This is a genomic window from Verrucomicrobiaceae bacterium (assembly GCA_016713035.1).
In the GTDB taxonomy this organism is placed as follows: Bacteria; Verrucomicrobiota; Verrucomicrobiia; order Verrucomicrobiales; family Verrucomicrobiaceae; genus Prosthecobacter.
This window is the reverse complement of sequence record JADJPW010000006.1, coordinates 48,778-64,389: the sequence shown is the minus strand read 5'-3', so window position 1 is coordinate 64,389 and position 15,612 is coordinate 48,778. Positions and strand designations below refer to the sequence as shown.

Genomic DNA, 15,612 nt, shown 5'->3' with positions numbered 1-15,612 from the left:
AGGGCGGTTCCCTTACACTGCCGCGCCGCCTGCTCAAGCCCGCAGGGTGTGATTTCGTCGAATCAAAGATTGATCAAAAGCGGCTGGTGTGCCTCTAATGGCCGCGCCTGGCAGTGAGAACTGCCCGGCCTTTTTATTCTTAAACACACAAGCAACCAACACTACATGCTCCGATCCTGCTCCAATCGCATACTGGCCAGCCTCGCTCTGGTCTCTACCGGCCTCATGGCCGCAGATACTAAGGTGCTGCCAAACCTCGAACCTGGAAAACCAGCCGCCGCCTCCACCGCTGCTGGTGCCACGCTCACTCCTGCACCACAGCCTACCACCCCCTGGGAATACACGGCAGCGGGCGGCATGGCCTTCTCACGCGGGAATATCAACAGCCTCACGTATAGCCTGCAATTCCTGGCCACCTATGTCACTCCTGAGACGGATGCGTATATCGGTGCGGATTACTTTTACGGTGAAGCCGCCAATGTGAAGAACACCAATCTCTTCCGTGTCTTTGGTGACTACAAGCACATGATCAATGACCGCTGGTATTGGGGTCTGGGTGCTGAGTACCTGACCGACAGCATCGCGAACATCGACTACCGCTTCAGCCTCGCTCCGAAGCTGGGCCTTGTCGCCTTCAAGACGGATCGCTCGAAGCTCACCTTTGACTTCGGTCCCGCCTACATCTGGCAGCAGCAGGGCATCCGTGATGAATACGCCGCCCTGTGGTTCGGCCAGCGCTATGAGAACCAGATCAGCGAGCGCGTGAAATTCTGGCAATCCCTCAGCTACATGCCAGAGGCAGGCGACTTCGGGAACTACCTCCTCGTCGGCGAAATCGGCGTCCAGGCCCTGCTGACGAACCACCTCGCGCTGAAGGTCTTCTTCCGCGACATGTATGACAGCACTCCAGCCGCCGGTCGTCAGGCCAATGACATGGCTCTGATCTCCAGCATCACCTGGGCACCTGGTGGCTTCGCCCCAGAGCCCCCAGCTGCACGCCGCACGCTGAAGCCCTCCATCGCCCTCCCCGCTGCTCCAGCACTGGGCTGGACCTCAAGCGCTGCTGTCGGCTTCACCATGGCCAAAGGCAATGCGGATAACCTCGCGCTCACGGTCAACTATGACACCGCCTGGCGCTCCGCCACGGACGAGTTCCTCTTTGGCCTCATCGGTATCTATGGCCAGGCCAATGGCACGACCAATACGCAGTCCCTCCTCCTCAACAGTGCCTACAATCACCTCCTCAACGAGCGCTGGTACGCAGGTGCCTCCCTCGGCTTCATGCACAATGAGCCTGCGGACCTCGCCTACCGCTTCACACCCGGCTTGAACCTCGGCGTTTACTTCATCCGCAACGACCGTGTGAAGCTCAGTGTCGAAGCTGGCCCTGCTGGCGTGTTTGAGAACCAGGGTGGCCAAAGCCGCTCCTACTTCGCCTTCCAAGCCGGAGAAAAACTCTCCTGGAAGATCAATGACACCTTCACCATCGGCCAATCACTCTATTACAATGCCGCTGTCAGCGACTGGAGCGACTCCTACCTCATCGCCACCGCGTTCCTCGACACCGCATTGGGTGACAACCTCAGCTTCCGCCTCGGAATCACCAACAACTACGACAATCAGCCCGCTGCTGGCTTCAAGAAGAACGACTTCATCCTCAGTTCCGGCATCGCTGTGAAGTTCTGATCTCGGAGTCTTCGAGTTCTCTACATCTAGCAACTGCTTACACACCGCCGTGGTCGCGACTTCGCACCACGGCGGTTTTTTTATGCGGTCAGCCCGCCTTACGCCAGCTTGATGGCTAGCCCCTGCTCGGTGAGTCGGCGGCGTAGCACGGTGGAGCGCTCCGCGAGGTGACGCTGCTGCTGCTCGTAATCAGCACGGCCCTCTGGCGTCTCGATACGCACAGGGTCGTATCCTAGAGCGGCTAGATCATACGGACTGGCACGCATATCGAGCTGCCGCCCTTCCCAGGCCAGGGCAAAACACTCACCCACCAGATCAGAGCCGATCCAGGGCATCAGTTTGGCCGCCCATTTATAGAGATCCATGTTCGCATGCAGGCATCCGCATTGCTCCATCTCCAGCCTCGCCTCCAAGGTGGGCTCAAAGGCATTCAGAGGGCGTGCCTCGGGCGTAAAAAAGCGATACGCGTCGTAATGCGAGCAGCAGACGGCCTGTGAATCGACGAAGCGTGCCAGCTCGTCCGGCGGCAGGCGCAGCTCGTAACCCTGATGGCGGATCTGCTCCTCCGTCTGGCGGTACACCATCGCCCACTCATGCAATCCGTAGCAGCGCAGGCGAGGTGGGCGTTGCAGGATGTTTTCCCCGAGCTGGGCGATCCATGCGGCGAGATCACGCGTGCGTGGCTGCAACTGCGTGGCATCGAGAGAGCAAAAGCCATCTGCGTGATGAAAAGGCGGCTCGGTGAACCAAGGAGCTGCCAGCAGGTCCTCTGCGCTCACTTCAATGCGGATACCGAGAGGTGGCGACCACTGCATCAGCCGTGTCGGCGGCACCCGGTAGTAGGTGAAGAGAAAATCCTCCACCGGATGCTTTTTCCCATGACTGCGCCGCTGCATGAAGGCACGAGCGAGCGCTGTGGTGCGCTCCAGATGCGCATCCCGGCGTGCATGCCATTGCTGTCGTGTCCAAATCATCACACCAAGATCGTCGCGAGACCGAGAAAGACACCCATACTCACCACATCCGTGGCGGTGGTCAAAAAGATGCTGGAGGCCGTCGCGGGGTCTGCCCCGAAGCGCCGCAGCGTCAGCGGGATGAGAGCTCCGCATAGGCCGCTGGTGAAACAACTCGCCACCATCGAAAGCCACACCACGCAGGCCAGTGAGAAGGCATCCCCACTGCCAGAGAGCCGCGCATAGATGTACATGCCCGCGCCAGCCGTGAGCCCGACGAGCATGCCATTGAAAAGGCCCAGTAGCCCCTCTTTGAGCACCAGGGCACGCTCGCTGCCGCTTTTCAGATCCCCCAGCGTGATGCCCCGCAGCGTGACGGCGAGCGTCTGGCACCCAGTGTTACCCGACTGGCCTGCGAGCACGGGTAGGAAGGCGGCCAGGATGACGAGCCGGTCCAGCGTGTGCTGAAAAAAGGCCACCACGGCAGCCGCGACGAAACAGGTGATGAGATTGATCTGAAGCCACGGATGGCGTGAGCGCAGGCTGCGCATCACAGGCGTAGCGAGCCGCTCCTCCTTCTCCACACCGACCATGCTACCCGCCTGCGCACTGATCTCGATGGCCCGTGCCTCAAAGAGAGACTGACCGCGCACGAGGCCCAGCAGCAGCCCAGCTTCATCACACACAGGATAGACCGGATAGTGGCGATTCACGGCGATACGCATGGCCTCTGTCAGCGGCATCTCAGGACGCAGAGTGAATGCATCTCGCAGCATGACCTCCGCCAGCGTGGCCTCAGGTGCGGCGAGCATGAGATCACGCATTACCAGCACACCGAGGAGCTTATTGGCCGCATCCGTGACATAGCCGTAGGTGATGAAGACCTTCCGCGTGATGCGGCGCAGCGCCTCGATGGTATCACGCACCTTCATCGCCGGGCGAAAGACGGCTGCTGGTGGCTCCATGAGCCAGCCGACGCTGTCCTCTGGGTAATCGCGATTGAGCATCCACTGCCGAGCTTTTTCGATCGGTGCAGCAGCGAGGATAGCGCAGCGTCGCTCATCTCCCAATTCATGCAGCACCTGCTGGGCCACCATCGGATTGAGCTGCTGCAATACGGCTGCGGCTTCAGCATCAGGTGCGGCTTCTAGCGCATCGGCAGCCTCCAGAGGTGCGCTAGTGCGCACCTGATCGAGCAAGGAAGCGGTGGAGGAGTCACTCATAAGATAGCCAACAGCAAAACAGCAGCCAGAATGGCGCATGCTGCCGCGCTTTGCCATCACGGGGAGAGAAAAAACTCGCGTCCAGCGCCGTGCCGTCGCAGATTTCCGCCTCCCTGTCCGTCTCCAGCCTCATGTCAGTCTCTGACCGCGAATACATGCGCGATGATAGCGCCCCCCAGCCTCCGCAGCCGCCACCTGGCTCGTGGCAGCGGCGCTTGCAGAGCGTGCAGGCCTTCAAAGTGTTCTTGGTGCTGATGGCGGGCATTTTCTTCATGCAGCATGTCCTGCACTTGGGTGGGGAGAATGTGCCAGGACTGGGCTACGTGCCCTGGGGAGCTGTTTCCATCCAGGAACTAGCCGCTGGTCATGTGTGGACACTGGCCGCACACATGCTGGTGCATGGTGGGCTGCTGCATTTCGTGCTCAATATCGCACTTTACTGGTTCGTCGGCCGTGGAGTGCAGGGCTTGGTGGGCAGCAGGCATTTCACACGGATTTTCATCCTCTCAGCGCTCGTCGGTGCGGCGGCGCAGATGGCGGTGAATGCCTTCATCTTCAATGACAAGGCCACACTCATGATGGGTGCCTCCGCAGCCATTTTCGGCCTTTTGATGACCTATGCCGTGCTCGTGCCGGATGAGCCCGTGGACGCCATCGTCTTCTTTATCATCCCGATCCCGATGCGGCTCTGGACTGTGGCCAAGTGGCTCTTCATCGGCAATCTCGCTCTCGGCGTGTATGAAGTGCTCTTCCATTCCTCCCGTTCGTATGGCGTAGGGGTCGCCTACTTCGCCCACATCGGCGGAGCTGCCGCTGGGTGGTTCTATGCCCGTGCGCTGGGCTATGGCGGCCAACCCATGACCTATGCCAGCCAGTGGCAACCAGCCACAGTGCGAAAAAGCACCGCACTCACGCGTGCTCATGCCCGTGTGGAGGTGGACCTAGAGGCCGCTGCCATCCGTAAAGTGCCATCGAGCCCCTCCCCCGCCCTCAAGAGCAAATCCCCGCCTGCCGCAGTGCCACCCGAGTCCCCTCTCGCAGAGCTGGTGGATGCCATTTTGGAAAAAATATCTGCCCACGGCATGGATAGCCTCACTTCTGAAGAAAAAACGCTCCTCAGCCAAGCCAGTGAAAAACTGAAGCAGGGCGGAAAAGACCATGCGTAATCCATCTCCGCTCATCGCGGGCCTTTTCGTGCTCGCCACGTTACTGCTGGGGCTATGGGTGCGTGGTTGCAGCACCATCCCGGATACACACCCCCCGCCCCGCGTGGCCCCAGTCGCCCCAGAGACCCAACCCGAAGAATAATTATCCCCATGTCCATCACCACCCGCAAAGGCGATCAAGGCAGCACCGACCTGCTTTTCGGCATCCGCGCTGCTAAATCTCATCCTCGCATCCACGCACTCGGCGCGGTGGATGAGCTCAACGCCGCACTCGGCCCCCTACGCATCAGCGCGGCCAAAAAGGAGACCCAGGACTTCCTCCCACGCCTCCAGCGCAGGCTCATCAGCCTCATGGGCGAACTAGCGACTCCGCCCGGCCTCGAAGAGCGCTACTCAGCCACCCATAGCGATCTTATTGCCGATCAAGACCTCCTCTGGCTGGATGAATGCGTCACCATACTGGAGGCCAGCGGCGCACTCCAATTCAAAGGCTGGGCACTGCCCGGCGAAGCAGGCGTGATGGCAGGAGCGCATGCCGATCTGGCCCGCGTCGCTGCACGCCGCGCAGAGCGCTGCATCGCAGACCTCGATGGCACCCCCGAGGCGGTGCCGAACCGCGAGGTGATGCGCTTTTTGAACCGTCTCAGTGATGTTCTGTGGCTGCTAGCTCGGTGGGAGGAGCGTTAGGCTCGTTTTGCAGACAGTCCATGGCATCCACCATCAGGACAACTTGTCGCGAAAGTGCTCGTAGCCGAATTTCTTCACCACTCGGGTCTTTTTTCGTCTCTGGGTCATAAATGACGATGTCAGGATGATGCACGCCATTGAAGGTGGTGGTCTTCACCATCGTGTAATGCGCCATATCTGCAAAAACGAGCCTCTGCCCGATCTGCAATGGTTCTGGGAATGAGAAGCCACTCAACACATCCCCTGCCAGACAGGTCATCCCGCCGACTTTGTATTCATGCGGGAACTCCCCAGGCCTACCACCACCGAAAATATGCGGTCGATACGGCATCTCCATCGTGTCAGGCATGTGCGCATTCGCCGATAGGTCGAGGATGGCAGTGGGGAGAATGTCGCAGGATGCCCCAACCGTCGTTTTGCGTGCTCCGACGATGTCTTGCACCTCAGCGATGAGGTAGCCGGTATTGAGGCCTACGGCTTCGCCGGGCTCGAGATAGACGTGTTCTTTGCCCCAGCGGGCTTTGAAGGTGCGCAGCAGGCGGATGAGACGCTCGAGGTCGTAGTCGTTGCGGCTAATGTGGTGGCCGCCGCCCATGTTTACCCATTTCACCTGCTCCAGCAGCTTCGGGAAGCGTTTTTCGACGGCTCCGACGACGCGTTCCAGCACATCGCTGCCCTGCTCGCATAGCGCATGAAAATGCAGGCCCTCGATGCCGCTCAAGTCCTCGCCTTCCAGCGAATCCGCGCGGATTCCGAGCCTGCAACCAGGTGAGCACGGATCGTAGAGAGAGACCTCCACCTCGCTGTGCTCTGGATTGACGCGGATGCCGGGGCTGGGTGTGTGCAGACCCGCAGCGCGGTTCGCATCGAGCATGGGGCGGAATTTACGCCACTGGGCCAGGGAGTTGAAGCTCAGGTGATCGGCGATGGGGATGATCTGCTCCATCTCATGCGGCTTGAAGGCAGGCGCATAGACGTGGACCTCTTTATCAAACTCATGCCGGGCCAGCAGTGCCTCATGCAGGCCGCTGGCGCAGCAACCACTGAGATACTGCCGCACCAAATCAAAGGTGCTGAACATGGAGAAACCTTTCAGCGCCAGCAGCACCTTCACCCCGGCTTCACGCTGCACGAAGGCGAGCTTTTCCAGATTCTTTTTCAGCAAGCCCAAGTCCACGACATAGGCGGGTGTGTCGATGGCATCGACATCAAATGCAGGCGGTGGCTGATCAAAGACATGGGGAGGGGTGAACATGGCAGGGCGCGGAGTGTGAATGACGAATGCAGAATGTCGAATGGCGATTCCGATGGATGCAAAGCGGGCCGACTCGTGTGAGTCGGCCAGCAGAGTTTTTGGGAAGGTTCCTGTGTTCGTTTCGGATTACAGGCCTTTGCTCACGATGTATTTCACCAGATCGACGACGCGGTTGGAGTAGCCCCACTCATTGTCGTACCAGCTCACGAGCTTGAAGAACTTGTTGTTCAGCTCGATGCCGCTGCCCGCGTCAAAGACGGAGCTGCTGCTGTCGTGGATGAAGTCGGTGCTGACGACTTCGTCGCTGGTCCAGCCGAGGATGCCTTTGAGGTAGGTCTCGCTAGCCTTCTTCATCGCGGCGGAGATTTCTTTGTAGCTGGTCTCTTTTTCCGTCTTCACGGTGAGATCGACCACGGAAACGGTCGGAGTCGGCACGCGGAAGGACATGCCGGTGAGCTTGCCCTTCACTTCTGGGATGGCCAGACCGACGGCCTTTGCAGCACCGGTGCTGCTGGGGATGATGTTGATGGCAGCGCTGCGGCCACCTTTCCAATCCTTGGCGCTAGGGCCGTCCACGGTCTTCTGCGTGGCGGTGTAGCTGTGGATGGTGGTCATGAGGCCTTCGGCGACGCCGAAACCCTCTTTGAGCAGCACGTGCACGACTGGGGCGAAGCAGTTCGTGGTGCAGGAGGCATTGGAAATGACGTGGTGCTTGCTGGCATCGTATTTCTCATGGTTCACGCCCATGACGATGGTGATGTCCTCTTCTTTACCAGGAGCGGAGATGATGACTTTCTTGGCACCAGCGTCGATGTGGCCCTGGGCCTTGCTACGCTCGGTGAAGAGACCGGTGGACTCGATCACGATGTCCACGCCCAGTTCCTTCCAAGGGAGGGCGGATGGACCTGCGCGGACGGCGAGGCATTTGATCTCATGGCCATCGACCACGAGGATGTCGTCTTCAGCCACGTCGGGGCTGCTTTTCTTGGAGAACACTTCTTCCTTCGCCTTGCCCTGTGTGGAGTCGTATTTGACGAGGTAAGCGAGATTGTCCGCAGGAACGAGGTCATTCACGGCGACGACCTGGATCTCTTTGCCCAGAAGGCCTTGATCACAGATTGCGCGAAAAACCAGGCGGCCGATGCGCCAGAAACCATTGATGCCGATTTTGACCATAGTGTGTGCTTTTTTTGGATGTTAGGATTTTAGAGGGCTGCAGACCTACCGCAGCCGCGGGGCCTTTCAACCCTGGACGGCAAGCAGGAACTAGGCCGCCACAAGCTCGCCACCAGCCCACCAGTGAGAAGCTGGACTCTCCCAGCACGAACTATACCCAAAAAAAACTTCACATCGTAACTCCGAATTTGGTAAACTCTGCCCATGAAGGCCTTCATCCGCTTTTGTTGTCTCCCTCTTCTACTACTAGGCTCCCTAACCGCCTCCGCACAGATTCCGCTGCCTGCCCAGCGTGCTGCGGCACTCAGTCAAAAGCTCCGCACCCTCATCCTGCCGGAGCTCACATTCCAAGACGCCACCCTGGAAGAGGCGATCGAGTTCCTCCGCCTCAAATGCGCCCAAATCGATTCGACAGCAGATCCCTCCAAGCGCGGCATCAACATCGTCCTCCTCGGACGCAGCAAAGCCAAACTCTCCCTCCAGCTCAAAAACACGCCGGTCAGCGAAGCCCTGCGCTACATCACCGAGCTGACCGGAAGGGGCTACATCGTCGAGCCATACGCCATCGTCATCGGAGGAAAGAACTTCAAGAGTACCAATCCACCACCGAGACTGATCGCCACACATGGGATCGAGGCCCAAGCCCAAAACATCTTGCTTCCAAGTGTCCAATTTCAAAAAGCCAGCCCAGAGGAGGCCTGCGAATACATGCGCCTGAAACGCAGCGATGTCGATCCGCCTCGGCCCATGCCCAACATCGTCCTGAAAGCTCCAGATCCTTTCTCGAAGCGCCAGTTATCGCTCGATTTGAAGAACATTCCTCAATCAGAAGCACTCCGCTACATCGCCGAGCTATCAGGTCTCCATTTGCGTTATCAGGCGGAAGCTGTGCTGCTGAGCCAGAGAGAGGATGATCTCGGCAAAATCGAGCTACTCGGCAAAGCGACGGAAAAGCTCCGCGCAGACAAAATCATCCTCCCTCTCGCACAATTTCAAAACGCCACGCTGGAGGAAGTGGCCACCTTTGTGCGAATCAAGTCTGCCGAGGCCGACCCAGCGAAAAATGGCATCAACATCATCATCGCCCCCGGAACAGACCTCCAGGCCGCATGCAGTCTCGATGTGCGGCACATCCGCGCCTCTGAGATGCTTCGCTACGCGGCGGGACTCATGGATTTGAAGATCAGCGCGGATGACCACGCGTTCACCATCTCGGCGAAGTGAGTGATGATCACCCTCTGCGCCGCTCCAGCAGTGCGAGCATGAAATAGGAGAGGATGAGGTTCATCTGCTGCCGCACGGGCAGCGGCGTGAGCAGATCCAGCCTGAAGCGGCCCTCTAGAAAGGCAGGCAGCTTGGTTAGACGCATCGCAGGTGCATTCTCCGCTGCGTTGGCGATGTAGCGCGGATGAAAGAGCCATAGTGTGGCCATTCCGATGAAGGGGATCTGGCCAAAGATGGCATCGAGCACCTTCGCCATGGGGTTTTCCTCCCGCACCTGAAAGTCCGCGATCTGATCACCGGGATTAAAGACCTCGTAATGCGCCCGCCAGATGGAGCGCCAGCCCTTGCGGCCCACGGAACCGATCGCCTCGCCCGCAGAGTCGGTGAAGGAGTAACGAGCTGACCAGTCGATGATGCGATCCGCACGGATGTCACCCAGCTTGGTCTGCCTGGAGCTATCGGTGAAGAGCTCCACATGCTCACGGAACTTAAAGAGCCGCTGGCGCACAAACATGACCTCTTGGCCATTCGCATCACGCACATAGACCTTCGGTGCGAAAGTCAGGAACTTGAAATGAAACGTCAGCGGCCATGCCACATTTCCCAGGATCGGCTCCAGCCTATCTGTGCTAGGCGGGCGCTGGATGAGATCAGCCTGCGGAGGGGCGTAGGGATTATATTCTTCAGGAGTCATGCGGTGAAAAACTCACGCAGGCTCTTTGCTTGGGCTAGTGGAAAGATGCTGTGAAAGCGGAAATGATAGAGCCGAACCAAGGGGCTTTCTGGGCAACCAAATCGGCCGAGCAAAGCCTTTGTTAATGCCTCACGAGATACGGCAAGCGTGATCACACGAAAACAAACCTTGGCAAATTACTGGATAGCGCAGTAAACTGAGCCGGAACCAGCCTTAGAATGCCAGATGGACCCGAAGACTTTCGCCGACCGGATGCGCCAAGCACGCTTGAACTCGCCCTTACGCACACGCGAACGGGCGCTGAGACAATTCGCCGAAGTGGAGGCATTTTTAGCACAACACAACTTGCGGCCGAAAGCGAGGCCCTACGCCAGTGGGCCGCTCAATCAGGCTGGTTAAAATCTTTCTCCTCATTACCGACATCGCCAGATGCTTTCGGTTATGAGCATGAGGTATGGTTTGGGACAGGTGACTCAAGACCTCAATGTGTGATCAAGGCAACTTATGGAAACTGCTTTGGACACCTTCCAGATGGGAGCGAAGCCTCTCCTACAGGCTATCTGCATCGCTTGATCCTCTGTAACGAAGTGTTTGGTGATCATATCCTTTTCTTGGGCGTCGAAGAAATTCGACCTGGGGTCATTCGCGTCGTTACAGAGCAGCCAGCCGTGGACGGTAAGCCAGCTGAACCGGACGAGATTGCTTACTTCTTTAAAAGCTCCGGGTTTGAGCGGCGGCGTTTGGGTCATAGCGTCGTATGGTATCGCCCGGAAGACCGCATTATCGCCTCTGACACCCATGGTGGAAATGTGTTAGCGACTGAGGATGGTGCATTTGTCGCCATTGATGTCCCCTTGATGCTCTGGCAACCATCCATGAAGCCACTGGAAGTCATTTGATCCTATTGATGCATGTCCGCCCCGTCCCCTCTCCCGCTTGCGCATCGGTACTCACGTTTTCGTGAGGAGGTGTTTGGCGACCATGTGGGGGAAACGGCGTTGCAGGGCTTTGATGCGGCGTTTTCGGAGCTGGACTGGCAGAGCCTTTGGTTTGCGGGGGCTTTTGGCAGTGAATTTGTGACAGTGGATGGAGAAAAGGTGACGATCAGCGACTTCGGCACTTGGAACTCTGGCCCTGGGCCTGATTTCACGGGTTGCGCGGTCACGCTGAATGGCGCTTCGCTGCGTGGAGACATCGAGCTGGATACAGATGCACGCGACTGGGAGCACCACCACCACGGAGCGAATGCCGATTATGACCGTGTGGTGCTCCATCTGGTGCTGCGCATGCCGGAGCAGCGTTTTTTCACCCGCACGAGCCAGCACCGAGCGGTGCCACAGATCCTGCTCCAGCCGCAGATGCTCGCTAGCGATGCCAAGCCGCAACGTGGGCTAGCTGCGGCTCGCCTGGGCCGCTGCGCCACGCCCCTGGCGGAAATGGAGACGCAGCGAGTGCAGTCGATGATCGAGGCGGCGGCTCAATTCCGCCTAGAAAAGAAGTCTGCACGGCTCCACCGCATCGTCGCGGCCCAGGGACGCGAACAGGCCATTTTTCAGGCTCTAGCGCAGACACTCGGATACCGAAACAATCAGGTGCCATTCGTCATTTTGAGCCAGCGATTGCCTTTGAAGCGGCTTTTGAAGCAAAACGCTGCGGAGCGCGAGGCGCTGCTTTTTGGTGTGAGTGGCTTCTTGGCAAAAATCCGGCTCGAAGACACCGAGGGGGCTACCAGGGGCTATTTGCGCCAGCTCTGGTCCGAATGGTGGAAGCAGCGTGATGCCTGCGCACGCTGGATGGAGCCGCCACAGCTCCCGCGCTGGAATCTGGCTGCGACACGACCGGGGAATCACCCACAGCGGCGTCTCGGAGCCCTCGCGGCGATGCTCTCGCACTGGGAGCGTATCTGCGAGCCACTGGCAGATGCCACACGTTGGACACAGCCCGCGTGGCGAGCGGCACTGACCTCCCTGCGGCATGATTTCTGGTCCACGCACTACACACTCATGGCGGAGCCTGCTGCACGGCCCATCGCGATGATCGGCGAGAGCCGTGTGCAGGAGATGCTGGCGAATGTGGCCTACCCTCTCCTCGTCCCAGAACGCACACGCCTATGGGCTGAGTATCTGGAGTTACCTGCCCTGCTGGATAATCAAAAAGTCCGCCGTGCCACACAGCGCCTCTTTGGGGATGGGAGTCCACGCGCCGCTGACTTCCAGACCATGCTGCACCATCACCAGGGGCTGTTGCAGATTTATGAGGATTTCTGCCTCGAGGACGATAGTGCCTGCGCAGACTGCCCCTTCCCCCTGCGGCTGAAAGAATGGAAATGATGTCCACACCGCCCACCGCGCATACGACACGCTTTGCACCCAGTCCTACCGGGCGGCTGCATCTGGGGCATGTCTTTGCGGCGCTGTTCGCTCACCGGGCAGCACATATTGCTCTGGGAGGACGCTTTCTCATTCGCATCGAGGATATTGATGCCACGCGGGCACGCCCAGATTTTGAGGCGGCCATTTTTGATGACTTGGCATGGCTGGGGCTCACCTGGGAGCAGCCGGTGCTGCGGCAGAGTGATCACCTACACGACTATCGCGCTGCTCTGGATACGCTGGAGGCACGCGGCTTGCTCTATCCCTGCTTTTGCACGCGGCGTGAGATACAGGATGAGATCGCTCGTGCAGGAGATGCGCCGCAGGGGCCAGATGGGCCGCTTTATCCTGGCACCTGCCGCAGTCTCAGTGCCGACCAGCGCCGCCAGCGGATGGACAGCGGCGCGGCCTATGCCCTGCGGCTGGATGTAGGAAAAGCATGTCGGCAGCTCGCTGCGCCCCTTTTTTTCACCGATCTCACGCATGGCACGCAGGAGGCAAAACCAGACGTCTTTGGTGATGTGGTGCTGGCACGGAAGGACACCCCAGGCAGCTACCATCTCGCGGTCGTCGTCGATGATGCACGGCAGGGCATCACCCTGGTCACACGCGGGGAGGACTTGCTGCCAGCCACGCATTTGCACCGGCTGCTGCAGCATCTCCTGGGCCTGCCCGTGCCGCTGTGGCAGCATCACCGCCTGATCACGGACGAAACGGGCCGCCGGCTCGCCAAGCGTGACAATGACCGCTCGGTAGAAAGCATGCACCTCGCTGGCTACTCGCCGCAAGACATCCTCTCCACCATCGGTATGCTCTGACCCTTTTTTCCACCATGCGCCCGCTCCTCCTCACCCTGCTGACAGCTTCCTCGCTCCTCGCCCAGACGACCACCAAGGCACCGCCAGCGCCACTGTCGATGGAGCGGGATCAGAGCGGCCTCATCACCTTCAAGCTGCCTTCCAAAGAGAGCACCATTCTTTACACGCTCGATGGTACGGAGCCCACCGCGAAGTCGGCCCCCTACTTGGCACCGTTTGCCCTGCCTGGAGGCGGCACCGTGAAGGCCACACTCTTCACCAAGGACCGCACTGCCCATGCCAAAGTCGTGCAGAGTGTCTTCGAGCCGCTGTCGGGTCAAAAAGCGCAACCCAGCACCGTCGTACCCATCCCACAGGACCGGAGCTGGCCACAGTATGACTGGGCAAAGCGCCACGCACTGACCAGCGCCGCTGTGAAAAAAATCCAGCCGCAGATCCTCTTCATCGGCGACTCCATCACGCACTTTTTCGGTGGCGAGCAGTTCGACAGCTATGCCCTGCGCGGACAGCAGACCTGGGGCGAATTTTATGCGCCGCGGAAGGCCGGGAATCTGGGCTTCGGCTGGGACAAGACGGAGAATGTGCTCTGGCGGCTCCAGCACGGCGCATTGGACGGTATTTCGCCGAAACTCGTCGTCCTCATGATCGGCACGAACAATAGCGCCAACTGCTCTGCCCCTGAAATCGCTGCGGGCATCACCGCTATCGTCCAGGAGCTGCATCAGCGTCTCCCGCAGTCGAAAACCTTGCTACTGGGCATCTTCCCCCGTGGTGAGAAGCCCGGCCCGCAGCGGGAAAAGCTCTCCGCCGTCAATCAACTCATCGCCAAGCTCGACGGGCAGCAAAACGCGACCTTTCTCGACATCGGGTCAAAATTCCTCACGGCAGAAGGCCTGATCACCAAGGACATCATGCCCGATTACCTGCACCCGAACGAAAAAGGCTACCGCATCTGGGCAGAGGCCATCGAGCCGACCGTGAAAAAGCTCCTCGGCGAGTGAGTGCTGCACTCTTCTTTGCGAGATCTAGTGTGTGGCAGTGCTTCATGGCCTGCCTGCGAGTCTGGGATCGCCACTTCCGCTAGGCTAGTGCGGCGCGGACGCTCGCGGGGTCGATGCCGCGTAGGGAAAAGATGCGCAGCACTGTGTCTTCGATGAGATTGTTCGGACAGGAGGCCCCAGCGGTGATGCCGACGGTGACGGGCTCACTGCTGGCCAGCTTGGTGGAGTAGCTCTGGGTCTCTGTCTTTTGATGAATGTCAAAATGGACGATCTGCTCCAGGGAGGTGAGACAGTCCGCCGTGCGGATGAAGAAGGTGGGGAGCTGCTGCTCACCGATTTCCACCAGGTGGGTGGTATTGGAGCTGTTGTAGCCGCCGACGACGAGCAGCACATCGAGCGGGAATTGGAGCAGGCCGAAGAGGCTGTCTTGGCGCTCTTGGGTGGCTCCGCAGATGGTGTCGAATACCTGGAAATTGGCGTCAGGGACAGAGTCGCCGGCATTCCGGTCGATGACGGCTTGGCGGAGGCGGCGCTGCACTTCTTCTGTCTCGGACTTGAGCATGGTCGTCTGATTGGCGACACCGATGCGGGTGAGGTGTAGGTCTGGATCGAAGCCGACGGAGCGTGCGGACTGAGGAAAGCGGCTGAGGAAGGCAGCGCGGTCGCCGCCGTGGCGGATGTAGTCACAGACGTAGTCCACATCTGCGAGGGTGAGGATGACGAGGTAGTTTCCCATCCCATCGTCCCCCATGGCGCGGGAGGAGGTGGCGCGGGTCTCCTCATGCGTGGCTTTGCCGTGGATGATGGAGGTGAAGCCGGTCTTGGAGTACTGGCGGACACGCTTCCAGACACTCATGACATCGCCGCAGGTGGTATCCACCGTGAGGCAGCCGCGCTCGGCGATGAGCTTCATGAGCCGTGTCTCTGCCCCAAAGGCAGGGACGATGACGACGTCTTCGGCTGTGAGAGTGGCGAGGGTGCTCTCATGCTCAGAGATGGGGATGCTGATGATGCCCATCTCGGTGAGCTGGCGGTTGACCTCCTGGTTGTGGATGATTTCACCGAGGAGATAGACCTTGCGGTCAGCAAACACCTTCCGCGCAGCGTAAGCCAGGTCGATGGCCCGCTCCACGCCGTAGCAGAAGCCGAAATCCCGCGCCAGTCGCACCGTGGTGCTGCCGATGCGCAGCATGCTGCCACGGGCACGGATTTGCTCGACGATGGTGCTGCGGTAGTGCGTCTCGACCTCCGCCTGCACGCGTTCCATGACCTCGGGGGTGCGGACATTGACGCGTTGGGCAGGTGGAGGCATGGGCGAAAGCTAGATAACCGGAAATTAGGAGCGTAGCGGGGCGGC

The 15,612-nt window shown here is 59.5% G+C and carries 14 protein-coding genes and 1 pseudogene; 9 read left to right on the top strand and 6 right to left on the bottom strand.

Annotated features, from left to right (window positions below; translation table 11 throughout):
* Nucleotides 1–165: 165 nt before the first annotated feature.
* Entirely contained in the window at nt 166–1,686 is a 1,521-nt protein-coding gene (locus tag IPK32_17335) for a DUF481 domain-containing protein (protein ID MBK8093684.1), read from the top strand.
* Between the two features lie 98 nt (nt 1,687–1,784).
* Here the strand turns inward: IPK32_17335 and IPK32_17330 are convergent, their stop codons facing one another.
* Both IPK32_17330 and IPK32_17325 read right to left on the bottom strand, forming a co-directional pair.
* On the bottom strand, nt 1,785–2,660 hold the full coding sequence (locus IPK32_17330) for a hypothetical protein (protein ID MBK8093683.1): 876 nt from the start codon (nt 2,658–2,660) through the stop codon (nt 1,785–1,787).
* Nucleotides 2,660–3,862, bottom strand: coding sequence for a magnesium transporter (locus IPK32_17325; GenBank protein ID MBK8093682.1), 1,203 nt, complete (start codon nt 3,860–3,862; stop codon nt 2,660–2,662). The genes IPK32_17330 and IPK32_17325 overlap by 1 nt, the downstream gene beginning before the upstream one ends.
* Nucleotides 3,863–3,993: 131 nt before the next feature.
* On the opposite strand from IPK32_17325, the gene IPK32_17320 reads away from it, so the two are divergent.
* Genes IPK32_17320 through IPK32_17310 form a run of 3 tightly spaced genes read left to right on the top strand, consistent with a single transcriptional unit; the run spans nt 3,994 to nt 5,715 of the window.
* The gene (locus tag IPK32_17320) at nt 3,994–5,028 is read left to right on the top strand and encodes a rhomboid family intramembrane serine protease (GenBank protein ID MBK8093681.1); all 1,035 of its coding nucleotides are present in this window, start codon (nt 3,994–3,996) and stop codon (nt 5,026–5,028) included.
* A complete protein-coding gene (locus IPK32_17315; protein ID MBK8093680.1) occupies nt 5,021–5,170 on the top strand; it encodes a hypothetical protein in 150 nt (49 codons plus the stop codon). Before IPK32_17320 ends, IPK32_17315 begins: the two co-directional genes overlap by 8 nt.
* A gap of 8 nt (nt 5,171–5,178) precedes the next feature.
* Complete coding sequence (locus IPK32_17310) at nt 5,179–5,715, top strand: cob(I)yrinic acid a,c-diamide adenosyltransferase (GenBank protein MBK8093679.1); 537 nt, start codon at nt 5,179–5,181, stop codon at nt 5,713–5,715.
* 33 nt (nt 5,716–5,748) lie between these two features.
* On the opposite strand, the pseudogene nspC reads toward IPK32_17310, so the two are convergent.
* Both nspC and gap read right to left on the bottom strand, forming a co-directional pair.
* Nucleotides 5,749–6,970, bottom strand: a pseudogene (nspC, locus tag IPK32_17305) (carboxynorspermidine decarboxylase).
* A 126-nt stretch (nt 6,971–7,096) separates the two neighbouring features.
* Nucleotides 7,097–8,146, bottom strand: a complete 1,050-nt coding sequence (gene gap / locus IPK32_17300) for a type I glyceraldehyde-3-phosphate dehydrogenase (GenBank protein ID MBK8093678.1) — start codon at nt 8,144–8,146, stop codon at nt 7,097–7,099.
* 204 nt (nt 8,147–8,350) lie between these two features.
* On the opposite strand from gap, the gene IPK32_17295 reads away from it, so the two are divergent.
* Nucleotides 8,351–9,370, top strand: a complete 1,020-nt coding sequence (locus IPK32_17295; GenBank protein ID MBK8093677.1) for a hypothetical protein — start codon at nt 8,351–8,353, stop codon at nt 9,368–9,370.
* Nucleotides 9,371–9,377: 7 nt separating this feature from the next.
* On the opposite strand, the gene IPK32_17290 is transcribed toward IPK32_17295, so the two are convergent.
* Nucleotides 9,378–10,064 carry a hypothetical protein gene (locus IPK32_17290; GenBank protein ID MBK8093676.1) on the bottom strand — a complete coding sequence of 229 codons (687 nt, stop codon included), beginning with the start codon at nt 10,062–10,064 and terminating at the stop codon, nt 9,378–9,380.
* A gap of 218 nt (nt 10,065–10,282) precedes the next feature.
* Here IPK32_17290 and IPK32_17285 point away from each other — a divergent pair, with 218 nt between their 5' ends.
* Genes IPK32_17285 through IPK32_17270 form a run of 4 tightly spaced genes read left to right on the top strand, consistent with a single transcriptional unit; the run spans nt 10,283 to nt 14,255 of the window.
* The gene (locus IPK32_17285) at nt 10,283–10,963 is read left to right on the top strand and encodes a hypothetical protein (GenBank protein ID MBK8093675.1); all 681 of its coding nucleotides are present in this window, start codon (nt 10,283–10,285) and stop codon (nt 10,961–10,963) included.
* 12 nt (nt 10,964–10,975) lie between these two features.
* The gene (locus IPK32_17280) at nt 10,976–12,394 is read left to right on the top strand and encodes a DUF2851 family protein (protein ID MBK8093674.1); all 1,419 of its coding nucleotides are present in this window, start codon (nt 10,976–10,978) and stop codon (nt 12,392–12,394) included.
* Complete coding sequence (gene gluQRS / locus IPK32_17275) at nt 12,394–13,254, top strand: tRNA glutamyl-Q(34) synthetase GluQRS (GenBank protein MBK8093673.1); 861 nt, start codon at nt 12,394–12,396, stop codon at nt 13,252–13,254. The genes IPK32_17280 and gluQRS overlap by 1 nt, the downstream gene beginning before the upstream one ends.
* Before the next feature lie 14 nt (nt 13,255–13,268).
* The gene (locus IPK32_17270) at nt 13,269–14,255 is read left to right on the top strand and encodes a chitobiase/beta-hexosaminidase C-terminal domain-containing protein (protein MBK8093672.1); all 987 of its coding nucleotides are present in this window, start codon (nt 13,269–13,271) and stop codon (nt 14,253–14,255) included.
* A 79-nt stretch (nt 14,256–14,334) separates the two neighbouring features.
* On the opposite strand, the gene IPK32_17265 is transcribed toward IPK32_17270, so the two are convergent.
* Complete coding sequence (locus IPK32_17265; protein MBK8093671.1) at nt 14,335–15,567, bottom strand: 4-hydroxy-3-methylbut-2-enyl diphosphate reductase; 1,233 nt, start codon at nt 15,565–15,567, stop codon at nt 14,335–14,337.
* Between the last annotated feature and the right edge of the window lie 45 nt (nt 15,568–15,612).